This window comes from Sphingobium sp. YBL2, from assembly GCF_000943805.1.
Classification (GTDB): domain Bacteria; phylum Pseudomonadota; class Alphaproteobacteria; order Sphingomonadales; family Sphingomonadaceae; genus Sphingobium; species Sphingobium fuliginis.
In genome coordinates, this window is sequence record NZ_CP010954.1 from 2854006 (window position 1) to 2874939 (window position 20934).

The 20934-nt window shown below is 64.2% G+C and carries 30 protein-coding genes; 5 read left to right on the forward strand and 25 right to left on the reverse strand.

What is annotated here, in order from left to right; all coding sequences use genetic code 11:
* Positions 1-22 precede the first annotated feature (22 nt).
* Complete coding sequence (locus TZ53_RS27565) at positions 23-646, reverse strand: aminotransferase class IV (protein ID WP_044661549.1); 624 nt, start codon at positions 644-646, stop codon at positions 23-25.
* A 45-nt stretch (positions 647-691) separates the two neighbouring features.
* The gene (gene pabB, locus TZ53_RS27570) at positions 692-1867 is read right to left on the reverse strand and encodes an aminodeoxychorismate synthase component I (protein ID WP_044661550.1); all 1176 of its coding nucleotides are present in this window, start codon (positions 1865-1867) and stop codon (positions 692-694) included.
* 93 nt (positions 1868-1960) lie between these two features.
* On the opposite strand from pabB, the gene TZ53_RS13085 reads away from it, so the two are divergent.
* Positions 1961-2344, forward strand: a complete 384-nt coding sequence (locus TZ53_RS13085; RefSeq protein WP_044663034.1) for a DUF983 domain-containing protein — start codon at positions 1961-1963, stop codon at positions 2342-2344.
* A 37-nt stretch (positions 2345-2381) separates the two neighbouring features.
* Here TZ53_RS13085 and TZ53_RS13090 read toward each other — a convergent pair whose 3' ends face one another.
* Positions 2382-2819 carry an acyl-CoA thioesterase gene (locus TZ53_RS13090; RefSeq protein WP_025552022.1) on the reverse strand — a complete coding sequence of 146 codons (438 nt, stop codon included), beginning with the start codon at positions 2817-2819 and terminating at the stop codon, positions 2382-2384.
* A gap of 215 nt (positions 2820-3034) precedes the next feature.
* On the opposite strand from TZ53_RS13090, the gene TZ53_RS13095 reads away from it, so the two are divergent.
* Together TZ53_RS13095 and TZ53_RS13100 are read left to right on the forward strand one after the other, a co-directional pair.
* Positions 3035-4273 (forward strand): YceI family protein, encoded by a 1239-nt coding sequence (locus TZ53_RS13095; protein WP_044661551.1) that lies wholly within the window; start codon positions 3035-3037, stop codon positions 4271-4273.
* 42 nt (positions 4274-4315) lie between these two features.
* Positions 4316-5413 (forward strand): AI-2E family transporter, encoded by a 1098-nt coding sequence (locus tag TZ53_RS13100; protein WP_044663035.1) that lies wholly within the window; start codon positions 4316-4318, stop codon positions 5411-5413.
* A 95-nt stretch (positions 5414-5508) separates the two neighbouring features.
* On the opposite strand, the gene TZ53_RS13105 is transcribed toward TZ53_RS13100, so the two are convergent.
* The 22 genes from TZ53_RS13105 to TZ53_RS13205 all read right to left on the reverse strand — a co-directional run bounded on the left by TZ53_RS13105 (position 5509) and on the right by TZ53_RS13205 (position 20114).
* Positions 5509-7389 (reverse strand): ABC-F family ATP-binding cassette domain-containing protein, encoded by a 1881-nt coding sequence (locus TZ53_RS13105; protein WP_044661552.1) that lies wholly within the window; start codon positions 7387-7389, stop codon positions 5509-5511.
* 423 nt (positions 7390-7812) lie between these two features.
* Positions 7813-10104, reverse strand: coding sequence for a glycoside hydrolase family 3 N-terminal domain-containing protein (locus TZ53_RS13110; RefSeq protein ID WP_044661553.1), 2292 nt, complete (start codon positions 10102-10104; stop codon positions 7813-7815).
* Positions 10105-10333: 229 nt separating this feature from the next.
* Entirely contained in the window at positions 10334-10555 is a 222-nt protein-coding gene (locus TZ53_RS13115) for a helix-turn-helix transcriptional regulator (protein ID WP_044661554.1), read from the reverse strand.
* Positions 10548-11003, reverse strand: coding sequence for an HNH endonuclease (locus tag TZ53_RS13120; RefSeq protein WP_044661555.1), 456 nt, complete (start codon positions 11001-11003; stop codon positions 10548-10550). Before TZ53_RS13120 ends, TZ53_RS13115 begins: the two co-directional genes overlap by 8 nt.
* The gene (locus TZ53_RS13125) at positions 10996-11301 is read right to left on the reverse strand and encodes a hypothetical protein (protein WP_044661556.1); all 306 of its coding nucleotides are present in this window, start codon (positions 11299-11301) and stop codon (positions 10996-10998) included. Before TZ53_RS13125 ends, TZ53_RS13120 begins: the two co-directional genes overlap by 8 nt.
* A complete protein-coding gene (locus tag TZ53_RS13130) occupies positions 11298-12251 on the reverse strand; it encodes a DUF5131 family protein (protein WP_044661557.1) in 954 nt (317 codons plus the stop codon). Before TZ53_RS13130 ends, TZ53_RS13125 begins: the two co-directional genes overlap by 4 nt.
* The gene (locus tag TZ53_RS13135; protein ID WP_044661558.1) at positions 12244-12969 is read right to left on the reverse strand and encodes a hypothetical protein; all 726 of its coding nucleotides are present in this window, start codon (positions 12967-12969) and stop codon (positions 12244-12246) included. The genes TZ53_RS13130 and TZ53_RS13135 overlap by 8 nt, the downstream gene beginning before the upstream one ends.
* Positions 12962-13333, reverse strand: a complete 372-nt coding sequence (locus tag TZ53_RS13140; RefSeq protein WP_044661559.1) for a hypothetical protein — start codon at positions 13331-13333, stop codon at positions 12962-12964. The genes TZ53_RS13135 and TZ53_RS13140 overlap by 8 nt, the downstream gene beginning before the upstream one ends.
* Entirely contained in the window at positions 13326-13727 is a 402-nt protein-coding gene (locus tag TZ53_RS13145; protein ID WP_044661560.1) for a hypothetical protein, read from the reverse strand. The genes TZ53_RS13140 and TZ53_RS13145 overlap by 8 nt, the downstream gene beginning before the upstream one ends.
* The gene (locus TZ53_RS13150) at positions 13724-14008 is read right to left on the reverse strand and encodes a hypothetical protein (protein WP_044661561.1); all 285 of its coding nucleotides are present in this window, start codon (positions 14006-14008) and stop codon (positions 13724-13726) included. Before TZ53_RS13150 ends, TZ53_RS13145 begins: the two co-directional genes overlap by 4 nt.
* Positions 13995-14351 (reverse strand): hypothetical protein, encoded by a 357-nt coding sequence (locus TZ53_RS13155; RefSeq protein WP_044661562.1) that lies wholly within the window; start codon positions 14349-14351, stop codon positions 13995-13997. Before TZ53_RS13155 ends, TZ53_RS13150 begins: the two co-directional genes overlap by 14 nt.
* Complete coding sequence (locus TZ53_RS26170; RefSeq protein ID WP_044661563.1) at positions 14348-15700, reverse strand: DNA cytosine methyltransferase; 1353 nt, start codon at positions 15698-15700, stop codon at positions 14348-14350. Before TZ53_RS26170 ends, TZ53_RS13155 begins: the two co-directional genes overlap by 4 nt.
* Complete coding sequence (locus TZ53_RS13165) at positions 15700-16110, reverse strand: hypothetical protein (RefSeq protein WP_044661564.1); 411 nt, start codon at positions 16108-16110, stop codon at positions 15700-15702. Before TZ53_RS13165 ends, TZ53_RS26170 begins: the two co-directional genes overlap by 1 nt.
* Entirely contained in the window at positions 16110-16556 is a 447-nt protein-coding gene (locus TZ53_RS13170) for a hypothetical protein (RefSeq protein ID WP_238320057.1), read from the reverse strand. Before TZ53_RS13170 ends, TZ53_RS13165 begins: the two co-directional genes overlap by 1 nt.
* A 322-nt stretch (positions 16557-16878) precedes the next feature.
* Positions 16879-17031, reverse strand: coding sequence for a hypothetical protein (locus TZ53_RS26820; protein WP_157009810.1), 153 nt, complete (start codon positions 17029-17031; stop codon positions 16879-16881).
* Positions 17028-17177, reverse strand: coding sequence for a hypothetical protein (locus TZ53_RS26825; RefSeq protein ID WP_157009811.1), 150 nt, complete (start codon positions 17175-17177; stop codon positions 17028-17030). Before TZ53_RS26825 ends, TZ53_RS26820 begins: the two co-directional genes overlap by 4 nt.
* Positions 17174-17488, reverse strand: coding sequence for a hypothetical protein (locus TZ53_RS13180; protein WP_044661567.1), 315 nt, complete (start codon positions 17486-17488; stop codon positions 17174-17176). The genes TZ53_RS26825 and TZ53_RS13180 overlap by 4 nt, the downstream gene beginning before the upstream one ends.
* Before the next feature lie 105 nt (positions 17489-17593).
* Positions 17594-17980, reverse strand: coding sequence for an HIRAN domain-containing protein (locus TZ53_RS13185; protein ID WP_172668318.1), 387 nt, complete (start codon positions 17978-17980; stop codon positions 17594-17596).
* Position 17981: 1 nt separating this feature from the next.
* Positions 17982-18458: a hypothetical protein gene (locus TZ53_RS13190; protein ID WP_044661569.1), complete on the reverse strand. Its 477-nt coding sequence runs from the start codon at positions 18456-18458 to the stop codon at positions 17982-17984.
* Positions 18455-18895 carry a helix-turn-helix domain-containing protein gene (locus TZ53_RS26175; protein ID WP_084694373.1) on the reverse strand — a complete coding sequence of 147 codons (441 nt, stop codon included), beginning with the start codon at positions 18893-18895 and terminating at the stop codon, positions 18455-18457. Before TZ53_RS26175 ends, TZ53_RS13190 begins: the two co-directional genes overlap by 4 nt.
* Positions 18873-19352 (reverse strand): hypothetical protein, encoded by a 480-nt coding sequence (locus tag TZ53_RS13200; protein ID WP_157009812.1) that lies wholly within the window; start codon positions 19350-19352, stop codon positions 18873-18875. Before TZ53_RS13200 ends, TZ53_RS26175 begins: the two co-directional genes overlap by 23 nt.
* A 54-nt stretch (positions 19353-19406) precedes the next feature.
* Positions 19407-20114: an XRE family transcriptional regulator gene (locus TZ53_RS13205; RefSeq protein WP_172668319.1), complete on the reverse strand. Its 708-nt coding sequence runs from the start codon at positions 20112-20114 to the stop codon at positions 19407-19409.
* A gap of 66 nt (positions 20115-20180) precedes the next feature.
* Here TZ53_RS13205 and TZ53_RS13210 point away from each other — a divergent pair, with 66 nt between their 5' ends.
* Together TZ53_RS13210 and TZ53_RS25700 are read left to right on the forward strand one after the other, a co-directional pair.
* A complete protein-coding gene (locus TZ53_RS13210) occupies positions 20181-20396 on the forward strand; it encodes a helix-turn-helix domain-containing protein (RefSeq protein ID WP_044661572.1) in 216 nt (71 codons plus the stop codon).
* Between the two features lie 155 nt (positions 20397-20551).
* Entirely contained in the window at positions 20552-20914 is a 363-nt protein-coding gene (locus tag TZ53_RS25700; protein ID WP_157009813.1) for a hypothetical protein, read from the forward strand.
* Positions 20915-20934 lie beyond the last annotated feature (20 nt).

A 20934-nucleotide genomic window follows, 5' to 3' on the forward strand; every position in this document is an offset into this window, starting at 1 on the left:
TCCCACTTTTGCGCACGATGCTCTAGCGCACCAGCGACGCCGCCACCATGCCGCGCGCCGCATTGCCGATGAAGAAGCCGGTTTCCAGGTCGCGGGGGCGCAGGTCGGCCTCCACTGCCTCCCCCATGTCGAGCAGGCTGCGGCGCAGCACGCCGGGCAGCAGGCCGCGCGACAAAGGCGGGGTCAGCAGCTTGTCGCCGCGTTCGACGAAGATGGAGGAGAAGCTGCCCTCCGTCAGGAAGCCCTGTTCGTCCGTCATCACCACTTCATAGGTGCCGCCGCGCCGCAGGGCGTCACGGTAGAGCGAACGGTCGGTCGTCTTGTGCGCCAGCCGCGCATCGGCGGCGGGGGCGTTGCGGGGGACGAGCGCGACCTGCATGATCGCCTGCGGCCAGGTGCGGTGCTCGCGCACTTCGATGGCGATGGAGCCCCGGCGCGACACCAGCAGGCGAAGGCGGCTGCGCTCCCGCAGGCGGAAGGTCGCGGCCTGAAGCTCATTGCGCACATTATGGCGGTCGAAGGCGAAATCGAGCGCCTCCGCGCTGGTCTTCAACCGCTCCAGATGCAGTTCGAGCAATCTGATGCCCTCGACCGGATCGAAGGCCATGGTTTCGAGCAGATCGAACCGTCCGTCAGCCAATGCCATGGAAAATTGCAAACCCCTTATGCCGATCGATGATGGCGCGATGAATCAGGCCGGTGCGAGGAAGCGCCCCTTGGCCAGACATTCCGCCCATTCGGAAGCGACATCCGAATCCGCGACGATGCCCGATCCCAGACCCAGGCGTCCCTCCCTGCTGCCTTCTTCGACGCAAATGGTGCGGATGGCAACATTGAACGCGGCATCGCCCGACGGATCGATCCAGCCCATGGAGCCGGTATAGACGCCGCGCGGAAAGGGCTCGACCGCGTCGATGATCTCCATGGCGCGGACCTTGGGCGCGCCGGTGATCGACCCGCAGGGGAAAAGGACGCGCAGCACGTCGACGGGCGACAGGCCGGGCAACAGCCGGGCCCGGACGGTCGACACCATCTGGTGGACGGTCGGATAGGTTTCGACCTTGAACAGGTCGGGCACAGTGACGGTGCCGGCGCGGGAGACGCGCGACAGATCGTTGCGCAGCAGGTCGACGATCATCAGATTTTCCGCGCGCTGCTTGGCATCCCGCTCCAGCCATTGGGCCAGTTCCGCGTCGCTGGCGAGATCGGGATCGCGGGGGGCGGTGCCCTTCATCGGGCGCGCGGTCAACTGGCCCCGGACATGGGTGAAGAACAGCTCCGGCGAAAAGGAGAGGATCGAATGTTCCCCGGTGCGCAGCACGCCGCCATAGCCCGCCTGCTGGCGCGGACGGATGGCGGCATAGAGCGCCATGAGATCGCCGATGAAATGCGCGGCGCAGGGGAAGGTCAGATTGACCTGATAGATGTCGCCGGCGCGGATATAGTCCTGGACCTGGGCGAAGGCGGCGCGATAGGCGGTCTCGTCGATCAGCGGCTGGAGGCGATCGACCCTGGCGCCCGCCGGGTCCGGCAACAGGCCGGTCATGGCGGCGGGATCGATCAGGCGCACCCCTTCGAACAGGCCGAACCAGAGCAGCGGCGTCTTCGGCCTGTCCTGCCGATGCCGTTCCGCCAGCGGGTGAAGGCGGTCCTCCAGCGCCAGCCCGGCTTCATAGGCGATGAAGCCTGCTGCGTGCAGCCCGGCTTCTGCCGCTTCGGACAGCCGGTCGAGCGCTGGCTGCACCTCCGCCAGCCGATGGGCGGCGATGACCGATACCGGATCGCGATAGAGGCGCGCGGGGGCGGGAGCCCGGGCACGGGCGTCGTCGAACAGGACGAAGGCTTCGGTCGGTCCCGGAAGGCGCATGGCCGCCCTCTTAACAGGCTTTGCGCGGCGCGGAAGCTCTAACAGGGCGCGGGCATGTTGCACGGGGTGCGCATTGGCCATAGGGGGGAGGGCATGAACAAGGGATTGCCCCAGGATGATGCGGCGCGGCCGCTGCGGCCGGCGCTGGCGCTGGCCCTCAGGGGCCGTTGTCCCGCCTGCGGCGAAGGCCGGATGTTCGCCCGCTTCCTGAAGCCCAGTCCCGCCTGCCGCCATTGCGGACAGGCCTGGGACGCATCGCGGGCGGACGATTTCCCGGCCTATATCGTCATATTGCTGCTGGGGCACCTGCTCGTGCCGCTGATGATAGAGGTGAACGCGGCGCTGGATATTCCGCTGGGGGTGCAGGCGGCGCTATGGCCGGGTCTTGCGATCCTGCTTGCGCTGGCGATGATCCAGCCCGCCAAGGCGGCGGTCATCGCCTTCCAGTGGAGCCGCCGCATGGACGGCTTCCGCTAGAGCGGGCCATGATCGGTTGAAAATCGATGCGATCCCATCAGTCCGGACGGATGATGAAGTTGCGTTCCATCGCCTCCCGCAGACTCTCGTCGATGGTGCGGCGCCCTTCCGAACCATGGGTCACGACGGTCGTGTCGGCGGTGGCGACGCATATGCCCTTCTGAAAGCCCGCCGAACTGATCGTCCAGCTCGTGCGCCCGATATGGCCGATCGCGCAGTGCACCTCGAACGGATAGGGAAAGTGGGATTCCTCGACGAAATTGAGGTTCACGTTCGCGACCAGCCAGCGCACCCCCTGTTCCTGCGGATGGCGGCCCAGATGATGGTGGAAGCGGATGCGGGCCGTTTCGAATATGCCGGAGATCGCCACATTGTTGATGTGGCCCATCGTGTCGATGTCCTGGAAGCGGGTGTCGATGCTGGTGACGAAACGATAAGCTTCCGGGCGGAGGCGCCAGGATTCGGGTTTGGCCATGTCCTGCTTGTCCTATGTCCTGTTTTCCTATGCTCTTAGCCCTTGGCGGCGGGGATGCAATCATCGGGTCGAAATTGATCGGACTGCGACCTTTATGACACAGGCGCGAAGCTTATCGTTCTGCTGAGGTAACGGATCGTTTCCGGGCGCGGCGGTAGACTTCCGCGCAGGTGCAGCATAGCTTCCGGGCCGGATTGTCGCGCATGGGGGTTTCGATGCAACGCTATAGTCGGCTGGCCATTTTCCTGCACTGGGCGATCGCCGCCCTGCTTGCCTTCCAGATCGCGGTGGGATGGGCGCTCGAGGATCTTGGCGCGCGCGGCTTCGCGCTTTTCCAGTGGCATAAGTCGATCGGCATCTCGATCCTGCTGCTGACCTTCGCCCGCGTCGCCATGCGCTATTGGAAGCCGCGTCCCGCGCCGGTCGAGCGCGGCTGGCAGGGCGCGCTGGCCAAGGCGGTGCATGCGGGCCTCTATCTGTTCATGCTGGGCGCGCCGCTCACCGGATGGGCCTTGGTGTCGACCGCGAAGGTGAAGGTGCCGACCTTGATCTTCGGCATCGTCCCCCTGCCTCATCTGCCCCTGCCCATGAGCGCGCATGAACTGGCCGAGGGCGGACACGCCCTGATCGCCTGGATCGGCATCGCGCTGTTCGTCCTGCACGTCGGGGGTGCGCTGCGGCATCATGTGCTGATGGGCGATGGGTTGCTGTGGCGGATGATGCCGGCGCGTTCGCCGCTGTTGCTGGCAGCCTTGCCCGCGCTGATCGCGGTGGGGTTCGTCCTTGGGCGCGCCGTCCTGCCAGCGCCCGCAGCGAAGGCGGTGGCCTTGCCGGTCCTGCCGGCGGCGGCCGAGGAGGAAGAGGAAATGCCCGCCAATGCCGCTGAGCCGGCCGACGATGCCGTCAATGCCGCGGCCCCGGCCGAAGCCGGCAATGCGGCGGTCGCGGAAGAACCGGTGGGACCGCCGCCCGCCTGGTCGGTGCAGCCCGGCGGGACCATCGGCTTTTCCGTCGGTAACAGCGGCGAGACGATCAGCGGCCGCTTCTCCAAATGGACGGCGAAGATCGTCATGGACCCGGATCATCCGGACAGCGCGGACATCCGCGTGGAGATCGACCTGGCGAGCGCCAGCGTCGGGGACAGCTATAAGGACGGCATGCTGGCCGGGGACGAATTCTTCGGCGTGGCGGCGCATCCCAGGGCCGTCTTCACCGCAAGGGGCGCGGAGAAGACGGGGACAAACGCCTATCGCGCTTCGGGCACACTGAACCTCAAGGGGGTAAGCAAGCCGCAGAGCATCCGCTTCACCCTTTCCGGCACCGGCAAGGCGCGGAAGGTCTCAGGATCGGCCACCATCGCGCGCGCGTCCTTCGGCGTCGGCAATGGCGAGAGCAGCGCGGGACTGGACCCCAAGGTGTCGGTCAGCTTCGGGTTCAGTGCGCAGGCGGAATAAGCAGGCATGGATTTGGCGCTGCACTTCTGCCAAAGCGGCGTCATGGACAGGAGCACGGAAAAGCCAAGCGCGCGCATAGAGGATGGGGTCTTCCTGGGCTTCGTCCTCATCGTCTCGGTCGCCTTCGCGCTGGTGGTCGAGCCCTTTTTCGCCGCCATATTGTGGGGCGTGATCGCCGCGATCCTGTTCGCGCCGGTCAACCAGCAGCTGATCGGCATGATGCCCCGGCACCGGAACAGCGCGGCGGCGCTGACGCTGTTGCTGATCGTCGCGCTGGTGATCGTGCCGGCGATCATCCTGGCCATGGCGCTGGTGCAGGAAGCGACCCTCTTCTACGCCAAGGTGCAAAGCGGCGAGATCAACTTCGCGCGGATGTTCGCGCAATTCCAGGCGAGCCTGCCCGGCTGGGCCGCGGCCTTTCTCGACCGGCTGGGCATAACCAACTTCGCCGCCGTGCGCGAAATGCTGAGCGCCGGCGTCGCGTCGAGCTTCCGCACGGTCGCGAATCAGGCGTTGCAGATCGGGCAGAGCGCGTTCAGTTTCCTGATGGCGCTGGGCGTGATGCTGTACCTTACCTTCTTCCTGCTGCGCGACGGGCCGAAGCTGGCGGCGATGGTGGACAGGGCCGCGCCGATGCGGACCGCGCATCGCCGGGCCCTGATCAATCAGTTCGTCGTCGTCACGCGTGCGACGATCAAGGGCAGCATCGTCGTCGCCATCGTCCAGGGGCTGATCGGCGGCGTGGTGTTCTGGGTGCTGGGCTTGCCGGGTGCGCTGCTCTGGGGCGTGCTGATGGGGGCCTTCTCGCTGATTCCGGCGGTCGGAACCGGGCTGATCTGGGTGCCGGTCGCCATTTACCTGTTCGTCACCGGGGCGGTGGTGAAGGGGCTGATCCTCGCCTTTTGCGGCATGTTCGTGATCGGGATGGTGGACAATATCCTGCGACCGATACTGGTCGGGCGGGACACGCGGATTCCCGACTATGTGGTGCTGATCACCACGCTGGGCGGGATCGACCTGTTCGGGTTCAACGGCATCGTCATCGGGCCGGTGATCGCGGCGCTGTTCATCGCGACCTGGAACATCGTGACGAAGATGCGGACGGGGGCGGATGGGCTGGAGGGGCCTTTGACGGAATGATCAGGCGCTTCTCTTCAAGAAAGTGAAGGGCTTCGACATTTGAACGGGACAGGTGGCTCGTGAAAACGGCCCGAACGGAGCCTGGTTTCCGCGATCTATAACTCCTCCAGCGCGGCGCTGGCCTCCATCCAGCTTTCTTCCGCCGCTTCCAGTTTCCTTTCCAGGTCGGCGCGTTTCACCATCAGTTCGGTCATGGTCATCTTAGCCTCCGCGCCGGTCGCGCTTTTGGGGTCGAACAGCGCCTGGTCGATGCGGCTGCGTTCGGCGGTCAGCATGGCCATCTCCTTTTCCGCCTTGCTGACGGCGTTCTTCGCCGCCTTCTGCCGTTCGCGCCATTGCGCGGCGTTGCGCTTTTCCGCCTTGCGGTCGGTCTTCGGGGCATCGCCCCCCGAACCCCCATTGCCGCCATTGCCGTCGGCCTTGCGCAGGATGATGTCGGTATAATCCTCCAGGCTGCCGTCGAAGGGCTGGGCCGTGCCATTGTCGACCAGCACCAGCCGGTCGGCCACCAGTTCGATCATGTGGCGGTCGTGGCTGACGATGACCACCGCGCCCGAATAGTCGTTCAGCGCCTGCACCAGCGCTTCGCGGCTGTCGACGTCGAGATGGTTGGTCGGTTCGTCGAGGATCAGCAGATGCGGCGCGTCGCGGGTGATGAGGGCGAGGGCCAGCCGCGCCCTTTCCCCGCCCGACATGGAGCCGACCTTCTGCGTGGCGCGCTCCCCGGAGAAGCCGAAGCGGCCGAGTTGGGCGCGGACGGCGGCGGGGGTGGCGCCCTTCATCACCCGGCTCATATGTTCCAGCGGCGTGTCGCCGACGTCCAGTTCTTCCACCTGATATTGGGTGAAATAACCGACATTCATCCTGGCCGAGGCGTTCATCGCGCCTTCCATCGGCTTCAACTGCGCGGCGATCAGGCGGGCGAGCGTGGTCTTGCCATTGCCGTTGCGGCCGAGCAGCGCCAGCCGGTCGTCGGGGTCGATGCGCAGATTTACGCGGCGCAGGACGGGCGTGTCGTTGTAACCGACCGCCGCCATGTCCATGGTGATGAGCGGCGGGCGCAGTTCCGGCGGGCTGGGGAAGCCGAAATGCAGCGTCGGGTCCTCGATGGCCGCGGCGATGGGCTGCATCCTGGCCAATGCCTTGGCGCGGGACTGGGCCTGTTTCGCGGTGGAGGCGCGGGCGGAGTTGCGGGCGACATAGTCCTGCAACTTCTCGCGTTCGGCCTGTTGTTTCGCGCGGGCGGCCTCCTGCTGCGCGAGGCGTTCGGCGCGCTGGCGTTCGAAGGCGTCGTAGCCGCCGGGATAGAGGGTGATCTTCCCGCCCTCCAGATGCAGGATATAGTCGACCACATTGTTGAGCAGGTCGCGTTCATGGCTGATGACGACCACGGTGCCGCGATAGGCCTTGAGGAAATTTTCCAGCCAGAGCGTCGCTTCGAGGTCGAGATGGTTCGACGGCTCGTCCAGCAGCAGCAGGTCGGGGTTGGAGAAAAGCAGCGCGGCAAGGGCGACGCGCATCTTCCAGCCGCCCGAATAGCTGTCGAGCGGGCGGCCCTGCATTTCCTCGTCGAAGCCGAGGCCGACGAGGATGCGGGCGGCGCGGGCCGGCGCGGTATAGGCGTCGATCGCGTTCAGCCGTTCGTAGATATGGCCGAGGCGGTCGGGGTCTTGCGTATGTTCCGCCTCCGCCATCAGTTCGGCGCGTTCCCTGTCGGCGGCGAGGACGGTGTCGAAGGGGGTGGCCGTGCCCGAGGGCGCTTCCTGCGCGATATAGCCGAGGCGCGTGTCGCGGGGCATGTCGCAACTGCCCTCGTCCGGGTCGATCTGGCCGATCATCACCTTCATCAGGGTCGACTTGCCCGCGCCGTTGCGGCCGATCAGGCCCACACGGCTGCGCGGCGGCAGGGAAGCGCTGGCGCGGTCGAGAATAGTGCGGCCGCCGAGGCGCACGGTGATGCCGTTCAGGTTGAGCATGGAGGGGGCCTCTAGCAGAGCGGCAAGGCGTGGTGAAGGCGTCGAGGGGGAGTTTTGCAGACTGCCTCATGCCTGCGAAGTTCACGGCGTTGTGGCCGACGCATTTGCGTGGGTGCGGACCGGTGGCGTTGATTTCGCAATAGGAGAATTTTTGCGGAATGGGTGTGCGGAAGATGCCCGCTTAGGGCGGGTGGAATGGGTTGACGGTGGGAAAGAGCGTGAGGGCGCTATGCCATGGTCGGGGCCGTGTAGGACAGGGGTTTGGGCGGTGGGGGAGTCCATGTCCTTTGGGAGGCGTCAAGGGGAACGGGCAGGAGATGGGTCCCCGCCTTCGCGGGGATGACGGGAGTGAGATGGGGATGACGAAATGGGGAAAGAGGTGACGGGATCGGGATGGACGCCATCCGGGGTGGGGATGATGGTTTATTGGGGGAAAGCGGGCGTGGTTTCCGCCGCATAAAGCGTGAACTGGCTGTGGAGGCCGCCATTGGATGATTGCCCCAGCCAGAGGTCGAACAGGCCCGGTTCGGCGATGATCCTGCTGCCCGCGCCGACAAATTGCAGGTCGGTGCGGGACAGGGAGAAGCGCACCGTCCTGCTCTCGCCCGGGTCGAGGGTGACGCGCTGGATGCGTTTCAACTCGCGGATCGGGCGGGTACGGCTGGCGACACGGTCGCGGATATAAAGTTGGACGACTTCACTGCCCTTGCGGGTGCCCTTGTTGGTGAGGCGGGCGGTGATTTCGATGGCGCGGTCCCAGCGCAGCGCCGTGTCGGACAGTTTCAACCCTTCCAGCGTGAAATCGCTGTAGCTGAGACCGTGGCCGAAGGGATAGCGCGCGCTGTTGTCGGTGGTGGCGTAGCGCGAGCGATATTCGGTGCGGTTGTCGATGACCGGGCGGCCGGTCGACTTGCGGTCGTAGAAGAAGGGTTCCTGCCCCGATTCCCAGGGGAAGCTGACCGGCAGCTTGGCGGACGGGTTCTCCTTGCCGAACAGGATGTCGGCAATGGCATGGCCGGATTCGGAGCCGAGGAACCAGGTCGCGAGGATCGCCTGCGCATTCGCCACGCCGTCATGCAGCGCCAGGGCGCGGCCGTGGCGGAGAAGGACGATGACGGGCTTTCCGGTCGCGGCGACGGCATCGGCCAGCGCCTGCTGCACGACGGGGATTTCGATGGCGGTGCGGGACTGCGCCTCGCCCGACATGTCCTGCGATTCGCCCAGCGCCAGGATGACGATGTCCGCCGCCTTCGCTGTTTCCACCGCTTTGGCGACGCCCCCGTCGATGGGCGTCAATATGCCGCTGCCCGGCGCGACCAGCAATCTGGCTGGGTCCGGCATGGCGGCGCGCAGGCCGGTGGCGATGTCGACGCCCTTGCCCTTGTCGCCGTAAAAGGCCCAGGGGCCGTAGACATTCTCCCTGTCCTCCCCGAACGGGCCGATGAGCGCGATGGTCTGCGCCCGGGCGGGATTGAGCGGCAGGACGCCATCATTCTGGAGCAGCACGATGGAACGCGCCGCCGCCTCCCGCGCCAAGGCGCGATGGGCGGGGGTGGAGATGCGGGTCTTTTCCGCTTCCTCGTCCAGCGAGCGCCAGGGATTGTCGAACAGGCCGATGGCGGTCTTGACGTAAAGGATGCGCCGGACGGCGACGTCGACCGTTTCCATCGGCACCGCGCCGCTTTTCACCAGATCGGGGATGTGGCGGATGTAAAGGCCGCTCTGCATCGACATGTCGACCCCGGCCAATATGGCGAGGCGGGTGGCGTCGCGCTCATCCTCGGCATAGCCGTGGGCGATCAGTTCCTCGTCCGCCGTATAGTCGGAAAAGACGAAGCCGCGGAACTTCATTTCGCCGCGCAGCGTGTCGGTGAGCAGGTCGCGGTCGGCGGTGGCGGGCACGCCGTTGATCTCGCTGAACGCCGCCATGGTGGTGAGCGCCCCCGCCGCGAAGGCGGCGCCGAAGGGCGGGAGATGGGTTTCGCGCAGCGTTTCGTCGCTGATGTCGACGCTGCCATATTCGAGGCCCCCGGCGACGGCGCCATAGGCGGCGAAATGCTTGGGGCAGGCGAGCAGGGAATCGTCGCGGCGCAGGTCGCGCCCCTGAAAGCCGCGCACGCGGGCGGCGGCGAAGAGGCCGCCCAGAGCGACATCCTCCCCGGCTCCCTCGACCACCCGGCCCCAGCGCTGGTCGCGGGCGACGTCGACCATGGGGGCAAAGGTCAGGTGCAGGCCGGCCGCCGTCGCCTCCACCGCCATGGCGCGCGCCGTGCGTTCCGCCAGCGACGGATCGAAACTGGCGGATTCGGCCAGGGTCACGGGAAAGATCGTCTTCAGGCCGTGGATGACGTCGCCCGCGAACAGCAGCGGAATGCCGAGGCGGCTTTGTTTGAGCGCGATCTCCTGCGCGCGGCGCGCGCCCGCGACGCCGATGCCGTTGAACAGGCAGCCGACCCGGCCCTTGCGGATTTCGTCGGCAAGCTGCCTTTCATTCTGGATGCCGACCTGCGGATTGGGGGGATTATAGGGGCGGAAACTGTCGGCCAGGCAGGTCATCTGCCCCGCCTTCTCCTCTATGGTCATGCGCGCGATCAGATCGTCCACGCGCTCCACCTCCGTCGCGGCAAGGGCGCGGCGGGGCAGGGGAAGGGTCAGGAAGCCGGCAAGGGCGGCGGTCAGGACGGCGCGGCGGGTCGCGGGAGGAACTGGGGTCATCAAGGGGAGCGTAACAGATTCCGGATGAACCGCACTTATCCCGTCAATGCGCGCAGGAAAGCAAGCTATGGAGAGATGGGATGAGCCCTGAAGCGGATCAATTCGGTCCGGCGGCGGCGCCCGCGGCCAGCGATGGTGGACAGGGCTTCTATTAAACTGGAGCCGAAAAACGGCGGTTTTCTGCGCCTCTCAGAGACCTCCGTTTTGCCGATACCCCCACGGATACCCCCTAAGCTGCCTTGCTTGCCTGCGCCGGACAAGACGCAATCCAGTTTTCGATTTCCGATTCTCTCCATGCGACAATACCACCGCCCAGCTCGACCGGCTTGGGAAATGTGCCTGCCGCCATCCGCTTGTAAATCGTGGCCCGGCCGAGCGGGACGCGGTCCTGCACCTGGCGGATGCGGAGCAGCCTTTCCGGCCGTGCCTCTGCGGTTTCAACGTCAGTCATGGGCCTGCTCCTGAGAGGGGGATAGAGTTTCGAAATAGAATACGATCGGCTTTTCGCTCACGGTGATAATGCCGAACCGCTCGCCCGCCCTGAATGTCGACGTCTGCTTGCGGACGATTTCAGCCGAGCGTTGCAGATATGTTCGCCACGCCTCCAACGAATAGCCGCCCTTGTGCAGGTTGCAGGGCGCGCATGCGGGCATCATATTGCCGACCGTGTTGCGCTCGGGCTTGAGAAGGCGCCGCTCTTCCACCGGCAGGGGCCGGCTCCACGCATCGGTCACGATACGACGCACCGGCTCCACATGATCGGCGTGCATGGTCTTTCCCAGATCACCGCCGCAATAGGCACACTTGCCTGCAAACTTTTGGCGCAGCGGGTCCCGTTGGCGCTTGCTGCCGCGCCATTCCTCGTCGGCCGGATCGGCAAAGTGGAGGAGATCAGCCATGGCGCACCTCCGTATCGGGCTGCCTGCCGAGATAATAATCCATGTCGCGCTGCGCCTGGCGCTTGGCGTCGCTGACGATCTTGTCGATCACCTTCGCCAGCTCGGCGTTGATGTATTGAAGCGCCGCCTTATTTCCCTCGTGAACCGAACCCCAGTTCGACACGATATGCAGTTTAGCGTTCTCCAGCAGGTTCTCGCCGCAAAGCCAGGCAGATGCTTTGATCGCGCTCTCGCCGGCGGAAAGGCGGTGGCGCAGGTCGCGCGCCTTGATCTCCGCTTCATCGATTCGAAGTGTCATGACTGCGGCCCCTTCGTCGCCGGAAACCCGTTGTGCTCGCGCTCGTCGAGGAGGCGGCCTGCGGCCTTCTTCCCGACGCGCTGATGCACGGCGATGTCTTGCCCTTCATACATCAGGCGGTCGGTCCAGCCGCGCAGGTCGGCATCATTGAAGTCAGGGAGAGCATGGCGGTCGATCAGTTTTCCCGCCTGCGAGCGGAAATAGGGGAGGTCATCAGGCTCCCACGCCAGCCACTCGCCCCACTGCTTGAACAGGAACGGCACGAGCATCGCCGCGCACTGATCGCGCAAGCTGCGCGCCCAATCAGGATGCATCGGGCGCGCGCGCGGTCCGCTCTCACCTCCGACGATCACCCAATCCAGTGCCGCCAGCCATTCCGGCTTTAGCGTGACTGGTCCCAGCAGCGGCTCCATGGACAACCCGATCCACGGAATGCCGAGCCTCTCCTTCAGGTCGATGAGGCGCGGAATGTCCCGGTCCGCCTCATCCTGATTGACCACCGATATGATGAGACCGGCGTGCCGGGGCCATGCGCCGCAGATCGCTGCCAACCGCTTCTCCACGATGGACACGCGCTTGGTCACGATCTGGATTTCGAGCCGGTCGCAGGCGCAGATATGGCGCCAAGCTTCATCGAACCAGCCCAGCGGCACCTCATTGTCGAACAAGTCCGACATAGACTGGATGAACACGCGCCGCGTGGAGTTGGGATGAAGCTGGCCGATCAGTGCATCAGCCGCCCACCAAGAGGCGCCGTTATGCAGCTTGTAGAGCAGCTTTGCCGCGCCCTTGATCTGCCGCCTCTCAGCCCCGACACCCCACAGGCCGCCGCCGAAGCGCTCCGACCACGTCTCAGCATAGCAACCATCGCAGCCCGGCCCCACCTTCGTGCAGCCCCACCAGAAATTGACCGTGGCGTCGGTCCACTCGATCCCGCTGATCTCAGCCATCGATATTCCCCTTCAGGACGTCGAAGGAAACTGCGACCACCCAAGGGTTCGCCTCCCATGCGCCTGGGCCGTTGATGCTGTCCCAGAGGGATGCGTAGGACCGGCGCGGATCAGCGAAGTGGCGCGTCACATTCGGGTTGGTTTCCAGATAATCGATCCAGCCCCACAGCACCCCGACGCCCCGCGCTTCGATGCCCTCCGCGATCGCGTCTGCCTCGCTGATGTCCTGCAACCGCTCCACCCTGACCTCGGATACCGTCAGCGTCAGGCGGCTGGCCCAGCGCGGCATATGCAGCGGCGTCGACCAAGGCCCGCTCGATTCGACATCGGCGATCCAATAGCCATGCCGCCATGCCTTAGCCGGATGGGCGTCATAGTCGAACGTCGGCCCAGCGCCTTCGCTCGGCCCGGTGAATTCGGGATAGTAGCGGTCACCATCGGCACGATAAGCGACACACGGGCCATTGTCCGACATGCCGGCCTGCCACGTTTCCTTGACCCAGAGCCGATCGCCCTCCGCAAAAGGCGCATAATCCGGCGCGATGTGGGGAACGTCTGCCTCTGCAATGCCCAACGCGCCGCCGCCGCTGTTGCGAGCGTGAAAACAGCCATCGTCGAGCTTCTCAATGAACTTGGCAACACGCCGTGTCTGTGTCTTGCGCCCTTCGCGGATGGCGCGCACCATCGGCGCGCTGAAGAGGATCGGCCGATCAACCATTGCGAGCTTCCACCAAGCCGCAGTCGCACGGCCCAGGGCGCGCGATGCTGAAAGAGATGCAATCAGCGCTGTGAAGGGTCGCGGCGATCACAGTATCAATCGCGCTTTGCACCTCGCCGGCGTCAGGGAGCGGCAGCCACCACAGATGCGGCTCGTCCTCCTGCTCAAATGGCCATCCGCCCGTATCACGAGGGGCAAACTCGAAATGCTCGCGACCGATGCTGATCTCGACGGCCATGGCCCGGCCGAGATCCAACGGCGACCCACAATAGGGCGGCTCGCCGATCGGTGAACGGAACCACAGGACGTCCCGGTGATCTTCATGCCATTCAGCAAAGCGCCGCGGGGTGAGAGCATCAGCCATCGTCCGATCTCCTAACAGTGACCGTCCAATTCGAACCGTCCTTCAGAGCGATCTCTGTCGAATATTCCTCGACAGACACGAAGGCCGGCAGGCCCTCCGATTCGAAAGCATGGTTGAGCAGCACGCCATATGCGCGCAGCTTTTTCTCTTCGTCAGGGTCGCGGTCCCAATGCTGGTTCAGGATCTCGGCGACCCGCTGGGCGATACCTTCCGGATCGGCCATGTAGTCAGTCACAACCAGGACGGGTGCGATCAAGCTATAGGAGGTCGTGCCGTTGCCATTCTTGCGTGGCGGGGCCTCGTAGTGAACCGCAAAGACGTCTTGGTCGCGGTCTGGCCTGCTATTGTGCAGATAGGCAGTGGTGCTGACGGTGAAGCACTGATGCTCGCTCACAGCAGTTTCTCCTCGGGCGGATGATTGGCGAGAATCCAGTCCTGAGCCTCCCGAGCGGCCTCGACATAGGCGCGGCTGGGCGTCTTGCTCTCTTCCTGGCCGGGCCGGAACGCGGCCCAGATGCGGTTGCGGATGGCGTGCGGCAGGCGGTACCAATGCTTGCGGCAGCCCCACGAGGCAGGCGGCACCTTCGCAGTGCAGCCGGGCCAGTGGCAGTGGTGCCCGCCGGTCGGGCCGGACAGCCGCGTGCGGACGTAATCGGCCTTGTCACCGATGCTCATTTTTCCATCCTTTCGACCGGGCGAACGCCATCACCTCCGCCTTGGTGGCGAACAGGCGGCGCCCGACGCGGTACTGCTTTTCCTCCGCGCAGACGGGGACGAAGCCCTTGCGGCGAAGGAAGGTTTGCGCCCGCTCGAACGGCTCCGTCCGAAGGCGCGCGGCTTCGTCCATCTTGGCCTTGATGCGCCGGGCAGTGATGCCGGCGGCGCCGCGGTAGCGCGGCGACGCATTGCGCTCGATGATGCCGCGCTTGCGCATCAGGATCTGCGCCAGGTTCATGTCGGCATCGGCCGGTACCGGCATGACGTCGCCGATCTGGTAATCGGGGAGAGGGCGCTTCATGCTGCCTCCTCTCGGGTGAATTGCATCGTATCCACGGCCGCGATCCGCTCCCCGATCCAGCGCATCACCGGCACGGCCATGCTATTGCCGAGCATCTTGTAGCGCGGGCCATCGGCCATCATCCGGCCTCGGTAGGGAACCAGCGTGAAGTCGTCGGGGAAGCCCTGGAGGCGTTCGCACTCGCGCGGGGTCAGGCGGCGGACGGCAGAACCTTGGAGCGCGGCCGGATAACCCTGTCCCGGCTTGCCTCCTCCCACAGTGAGATTGGCGTGATCGCTGGTCCGAATTTCGCCGCGTTGATTCTCCATGAAGGCGACGGCGGGCTGGCAGACATAATCGCCGCCCTGGTTCCCGCCGACCGGCCCGCCAGCCATGATTGGCTGTGCAACGTCTGTTTGCCGCGCCTTGTAATCCTTGCCGCTGTTCATCGGCATGATGGAAAAGGCCACGGCGGGCATCACCCCAGCATTGGCGTGGCTGTTCCGAAAGCCGCCAGCCCACAGAGTGGGAGAACAATTCTCCATTGCGTCGGCGCCATAATCCTTGGCGGAGAAGGCGACCGGGACCAACGGCGTGCCCCGCCCCGTGCCATCCTCGCTTGCGTCAAACCCCTCCCCGCGCAAGCTGTGCGTGACGAAGTTGATCATGTCCGAATGAACGCCGCGACCATCCTTTGCCATCAGCGCTGCGGCGATCAGTCCTCCATCGCAGTCGAAGTCGGTTCCGAGGCCACCGCCTCCAGTGCTGCGGCTAGGGATGGTGGGAGCGATTTGCCTCGCTTCTCTGCGCGGCGCAGGATGCCCCGACAGGCCGTGGCGCTCAAAAAGAACCGCGGCGGCACGTCGCCAGTCTCCAAGATATCCGACAACGAACACGCGACGGCGCCGCTGTGGAACTCCGAAGTGCTGAGCGTCGAGAATGCGGTAGGCGAACCCATACCCGAGTTCTGCCATCCCTCCGAGGATGGCTCCAAAATCCCGTCCTCCGTTCGATGACAGGACACCGGGGACGTTCTCCCATACCAGCCATCGGGGCCGTGCGCGATCAGCAAGGCGGAGATATTCGAGGGCCAGGTTGCCACGGTCGTCAGCCAATCCGCCTCTAAGGCCGGCGATGCTGAACGACTGGCAGGGGGTTCCTCCGACAAGAAGGTCAACTGGTCCATATTCGGTGCCTTTGATCTGGGTGAAGTCTCCGACAAGCGGGACATCGGGGTAGTGTTGAGCCAGCACGGACCGGGGCGCGGCTTCGATTTCGGCGTAGCAGAGCGCTTGCCAGCCCAGCGGCTTCCATGCTGCCGTCGGGGCGCTGATGCCTGAGCAGACATCGATATAGGCGAGCGAACTCATCAGTCTGCCTTCCCGACCATCTCATTGTGGACATGCACCAGCGCGCTCACGGCGGCGGTGATGGTGGGATCGTCGCCGAAGCTCACGAGCACGGTCCGATTCGCCCGGTCCTCGTCCTCGATCGCGACAATGTGCAGGCCATCGGCTGGCCAAATCTGATCCTCCGCCAGTTCGCCGGGATGGCGGTTGCTCTCCGCCCAGCGCTTGCCCCAATTGGCGCGCAGAAGGCCGATCATCTGGTCGATCGGGTCGACCGGGGAGGGAGGGATGCCCTCGTTATGGCAAACGACGCAGGTCGCCGGGTTGCGACGACAGTGGACGTATGAGCCGTCGCCCTGCTTGAAGGCATGGCACAGGCCCCAGCGCGTCTTGACGATCTCGTATTCGTGGATGCCGACGCCGAGCTTCATCAGTCGGTTTCTCCGCATCCACGCCCGACCAGTTCGCCGTTCTCGCCGGCGGTGAAGTCCTTCCAGTGAACCCAGCGCCCGCCGCAGTCGAAGCCCCACTCGCGTTCTTTCGCGCCCGTGAAGAACAGCGACACCGCCGGCTCTCCGTCGATCAGTTCGAGCCGATGCAAGGCCTCCGCCTCGCGCGTGACCAGGCTGCCCGCTTCCCGAATGAACGTGCCCTCAGGCGTGATCTCGCGATAGCGACCCGAGATCAGCAGCGATGTGTTCGGCCACGGATGATCATGGAGCGCCCGGTCGTCATCGTCGCGCAGGATGCGATGCAGGTAGACGTTCTGCTGCTCGTTGCGCGGAATGATCCACCAGCGGAGGAGATAGGGATTGTCGACGGTGCCGATCACGAAGTCTGGCATGCGCATCATGGCGCGACCTGCCCACACCTGCATGTCTTCCAGGGATGCATAGCCAATGTTCACAGATCATTCTCCCGCTCGCACGGCACGATGCCGGCAAGGTCGCTGGAGCAGACGGCGCAATCGCACTCGTCGCTGGTGGATGGGTTTGCGGGCCGACCGGCCTCGACGGCCGACCCGCGCGGATCAATTGACGACCGGGAGGGGGGAAGGTCGTCCGAGGCTCCCGTCCGCTGCGTGACAGGGGGGTAAACACGCAGTTGGGACAGTGGGGGTTTGTTGAGCAGGCGAAGCTTGCGCTCCGTTGCGGCGGCTGCCTGCCGCGCGATGCCCGACAGGAGGGTGGAGTGTTCGATCACTGGCCCACCCCCATGACGCTGGCGGCGGCGCGGCACAGCGCGGCCATCAGCTTGAAGGAGCCGAGCCACATCGCCGCGCTGATCAGACAGCAGGTGCCGAAGACGGCCGGGTGTATCGCGAATTCTACGGGTTCGGGCTCGATCCTCATGCGAAGAGCCCTCCGAGCGTCAGGCCCATGACGAAGGCGCATAGGAGCGTGAGGGCGCCCTGGCCTTCTTCGGTGCCGAACAGCCAATCAGCTTCGCGGACCGCAGTCCTGGCCAGCGCCATGGAGAGGTTGCGCACGGCGATCACTGGACCGCCCTCAAGATCGGCCGGCGACCGCGGGCAGGGAAGGGGATGACATCGGCGGCACCGGCGGGCTCGGCAGGCCGCTCCAGCATCTCGGCGACCGCAAGCATGCGCGACGCGCCGTTGATCAGCAGCTCACGGGCCCGCGCCGGGTCGCGCTGCAGGGCGGCGTGCGCCTCTTCGGCGCAGAAGCGCGCGGCGTTGACGAAATCGACCGGCCGCAGGCGCATCGGGCCGGCGTCGCGCAGGATTGCGTCAGCCCGGCTCAGCGCCTGGGCAAAGGACGAGCCTACGGCATAGCTTTTGTGGGACATGATGATCTCCCCACCTGCTCGCCTGCCGGCTGGATGCGCGGCGGCTCAGGTGATGGAGATATAAACACCATATCGGTGTTAGCTTGTCAACACCAATTCGGTGTTTCAATCATCGGGCGGAATGTAATCGGGGTAAAACCCGCTGTCATCTGGTGTTTCTGATTCTCTGCTGGGCTCGGGAAGGGACGGCTCTTCGCCATCAAGACCAATGCGAATAACCGCTCCCCATTCGGCCCGGTCCTGAAAGATGCATGAGGTGATTCTGCCCCGTGAAAGATAGCTGCGGATGAGCTGCGCCTGCACGGCCTTCACATAGCCGATCTGCACCCCGCGCGCGCTGAACACGGCGATGGCCTGCGGGTCGACCGGGTTCTTCGGCTCAGGCACTAGGCGCGCTTCCTCACCCCGCTCGCACAGTAGGATCTCGAACCGGCGGTTCGACTTGTCCTTGTTGAGATGGTCGGCGCCCACGATGGCGAGGGAGAGTTGCACGCTAACCGCCGTTGGGCAGTTGATCCACTATGCGGATTGTCAGATTTCCCAAGTGATGCTCGTTTCCGTCAATGGTGGCAAAGCATCGCAGGGTATATTCTGATTCGATCAGCAGAGGCGCGATCTTCATCGCCCCGTTCACAAAAACGAGCGGCTTCGACTGACCATAGCTCGGCTTGCGTTCCGGCCAAGCTATCTGCCGGATAGGCGGCAAGTCGAACTCGTTCACCACGCTCTCGGAGCCGTCCGGAGCGAACTTCTTTAGCTGAATAGAAATCGTTTCAGGTAATTCCTCGGGATCCATGAGGATGTTCACCTGGCAACAAATCTGCGGCAAATTGACCGGAAGCGGGACAATATTTTGGAGCAACAGCTCACCAGTGTATATGCCCATCAGCGAAATCTTGCCGCCGAGTTCTTCCCGGATATCGTCGCAGAAAATCGCGTAGCCGCCCGGCGTAGCGGGGTAGACCGTCACCCTACCACACTCACGCGCACATCAGACTTGCCAAGCATCCCAAAAGAAACCTGTGCTCCCGTCGACGTCTGACCCTTCCCCGGCTCACCTTTCGCCGAGATGGGTGGATTCGACGGAGAACTTACAGTTCGGAACACTGGAGGCACGATAGGGGAATGATTGGTCCCTACGCCAGCCGTCTTCTCTCTAAAATCCATGTCGATATCGTAGCCCAGGAGGTAAGCATATTCAGCCACCCGAGCGACCGAAATATCCTCCCGGCCGTTCAGCTGCCGATTTACGACAGAACGATGGACATCGAGCTCCACGGCGAGCGCGGTTTGGGTCAAACCTTCCTTGCGGCGCTTTTCGTAGGCTTTCTGCACCAAACGGTGAGTCTTGGCCACAAAGCGCGCAGCGGCGCGGCGCCTGCCATTAACACCAGTTCGATATGACATCGTCAGGTTCCGTTCCTTCAACAAACTTGGCGTTTTCGCCAAACAATTCCGCACGCAGCCGCACAGCTTCCGAAATATAACCGTTGTACAAGCCGTGTTCCAAAATGCGCCATTTAGCGTCCACGGCCGAAACGATAAAACAGTCCTTTTCGTAGAACCATCCAAAGACACGCACGTCCGGCGTCTTCAATTCCCAGATCCCGTTCTCTTTCGGTTGGAGGCACTTGAACTGCGTAGCAGCCATCACCTCCTCGCCCTCGCAGAAATCAGCCAGCAAGCCGTCCAACTGTTCCTTGGGTTCGATTTCGATTTGTCGGTCAGAACCTGTCTTTTCGATCCGCTGCTCGATCTGCCCTGGTACCCTTTCCAACAAATATATTCGTCTAATCTCGAGGACAGATGCGCCGAGGTCCGCATCAAACCGAACCAGCGCTCCCGACGCCTCGAGCTCTACCAACGTTGACATATAAGTCAACAAACCCTGAGATTCAATGAACGCTCCGTCGGCATATTAGTGCCGCCGCCCAGACCAAACCACACGGCCAATAATCCGCACATCCGCCAGCGAGACAACCCTGTTGGGAATGCCGGGGTTATCCGAAATCACCTCGACCTTGCCGCGCTCCGCCGGCCCGAGCCGTTTAACCGCCCCCGCCCCTTGTAGCGTCATCGCCCAGATACGATCCCATTTATTGAGCTCATTCTGGTGCGTGTCGATCACGATCATGTCGCTGTCGAGCAGAGTGGGCATCATGCTGTCGCCCACGCCGTCGGCCACGACCAGCTTATGCGCCGGAGAGGAGCTGATCAGGCGCAAAAGGCTGGCGTCAAAGTCGATCGTGCCCTCTTCGATATAGTCGTCGAGATTGGACCCATCTCCCATGGCGAAGCCGAGATTGATACGCCGCAGAGCGACCGAGTTTTCCCCTTCTGTCACCTGACGTACGACGGGCAGATCGGGCACAAGATCCGCGCTCACCTCACCGTCGAGCGGGGTGATGATGTCGGTGGGGGGAACGCCCAGAGCTCGCGCCGCCTTCTCGATCCAGTCCGGTTTCAGCGTGCGCATCCCTTTTTCAAGACGCTCCACCTGCTGGGCCGATGTCCCCATGCGCTTTGCCAGCTCCGGCCGGGCCCAACCTTTCGCTTCACGCAGTTTCGCAATGTTGTTCACCAAAGCCATGCCCTCTTTTGCACCAAAATGGTGCGCATCGCCCATACGCCAAATTGGTGTTGACAAGTCGGTGTCACCGACACCATATTGGTGTTGCAAGGAGTTCATGGCATGACACTCAAGGAGTGGCTGGCCTCGAAGCGTATGTCCGTTTCGCGGTTCGCCGAGATGATTGAAAGAAGCCCGGAAGCTGTGCGCCGTTACGTGAATGGCGACCGCATCCCTGATCGTGAGACCATGCCGCTGATCGTCCAGACCACCAAGGGCAAGGTCACGCCGAACGATTTCTTCGGCGTCGGGCCCAAGGTCCGGAAGGAAGCTGCGTAATGTCTGTGTGCTGTGATCATGGAACTTCTCTACGCGCAGGCGCGCCCAGCGTGTTGGGCAAGGCGCCCCGACTCACACAGAATTCTTATCGGGAGGCCGTCAGCGCGACGCTGATCGATCTTGCCCGCGCCGAAGGCGGGCTGACCGATCAGGACATGGCCGATCTGCTCGGCAACTCCGCCGCGTCAGTCGGCAACGCCCGGAACAAGAAGGGCGACCTGAGCGCCGTGGCCATGTTGAGCATCGGCAAGGCGTTCGGCCCGGAGAGCCTGAACACGGTGCTGTCGCTGATCGGCGCGAAGGCGGTCCCTGCGGACGCGCTGTGCTGCGACAATGTCGGCCATATCCCGCTGAAGATCGCGGAGGCCCTGCCTCTGTTGATCGCGCTGCTTTCCGATGGCGTCTGCTGTGACAGCGACGTCCGCAAGCTCGAAGCGGCGGGCGTGATCGATGAATTCATCAAGGCGGCCAGCGTGCTGGAGCGCCGCCGTAACGAGGTCCGCCTGCGGGCCGTCTGAAGCTGAAACAGAGCGGGCGC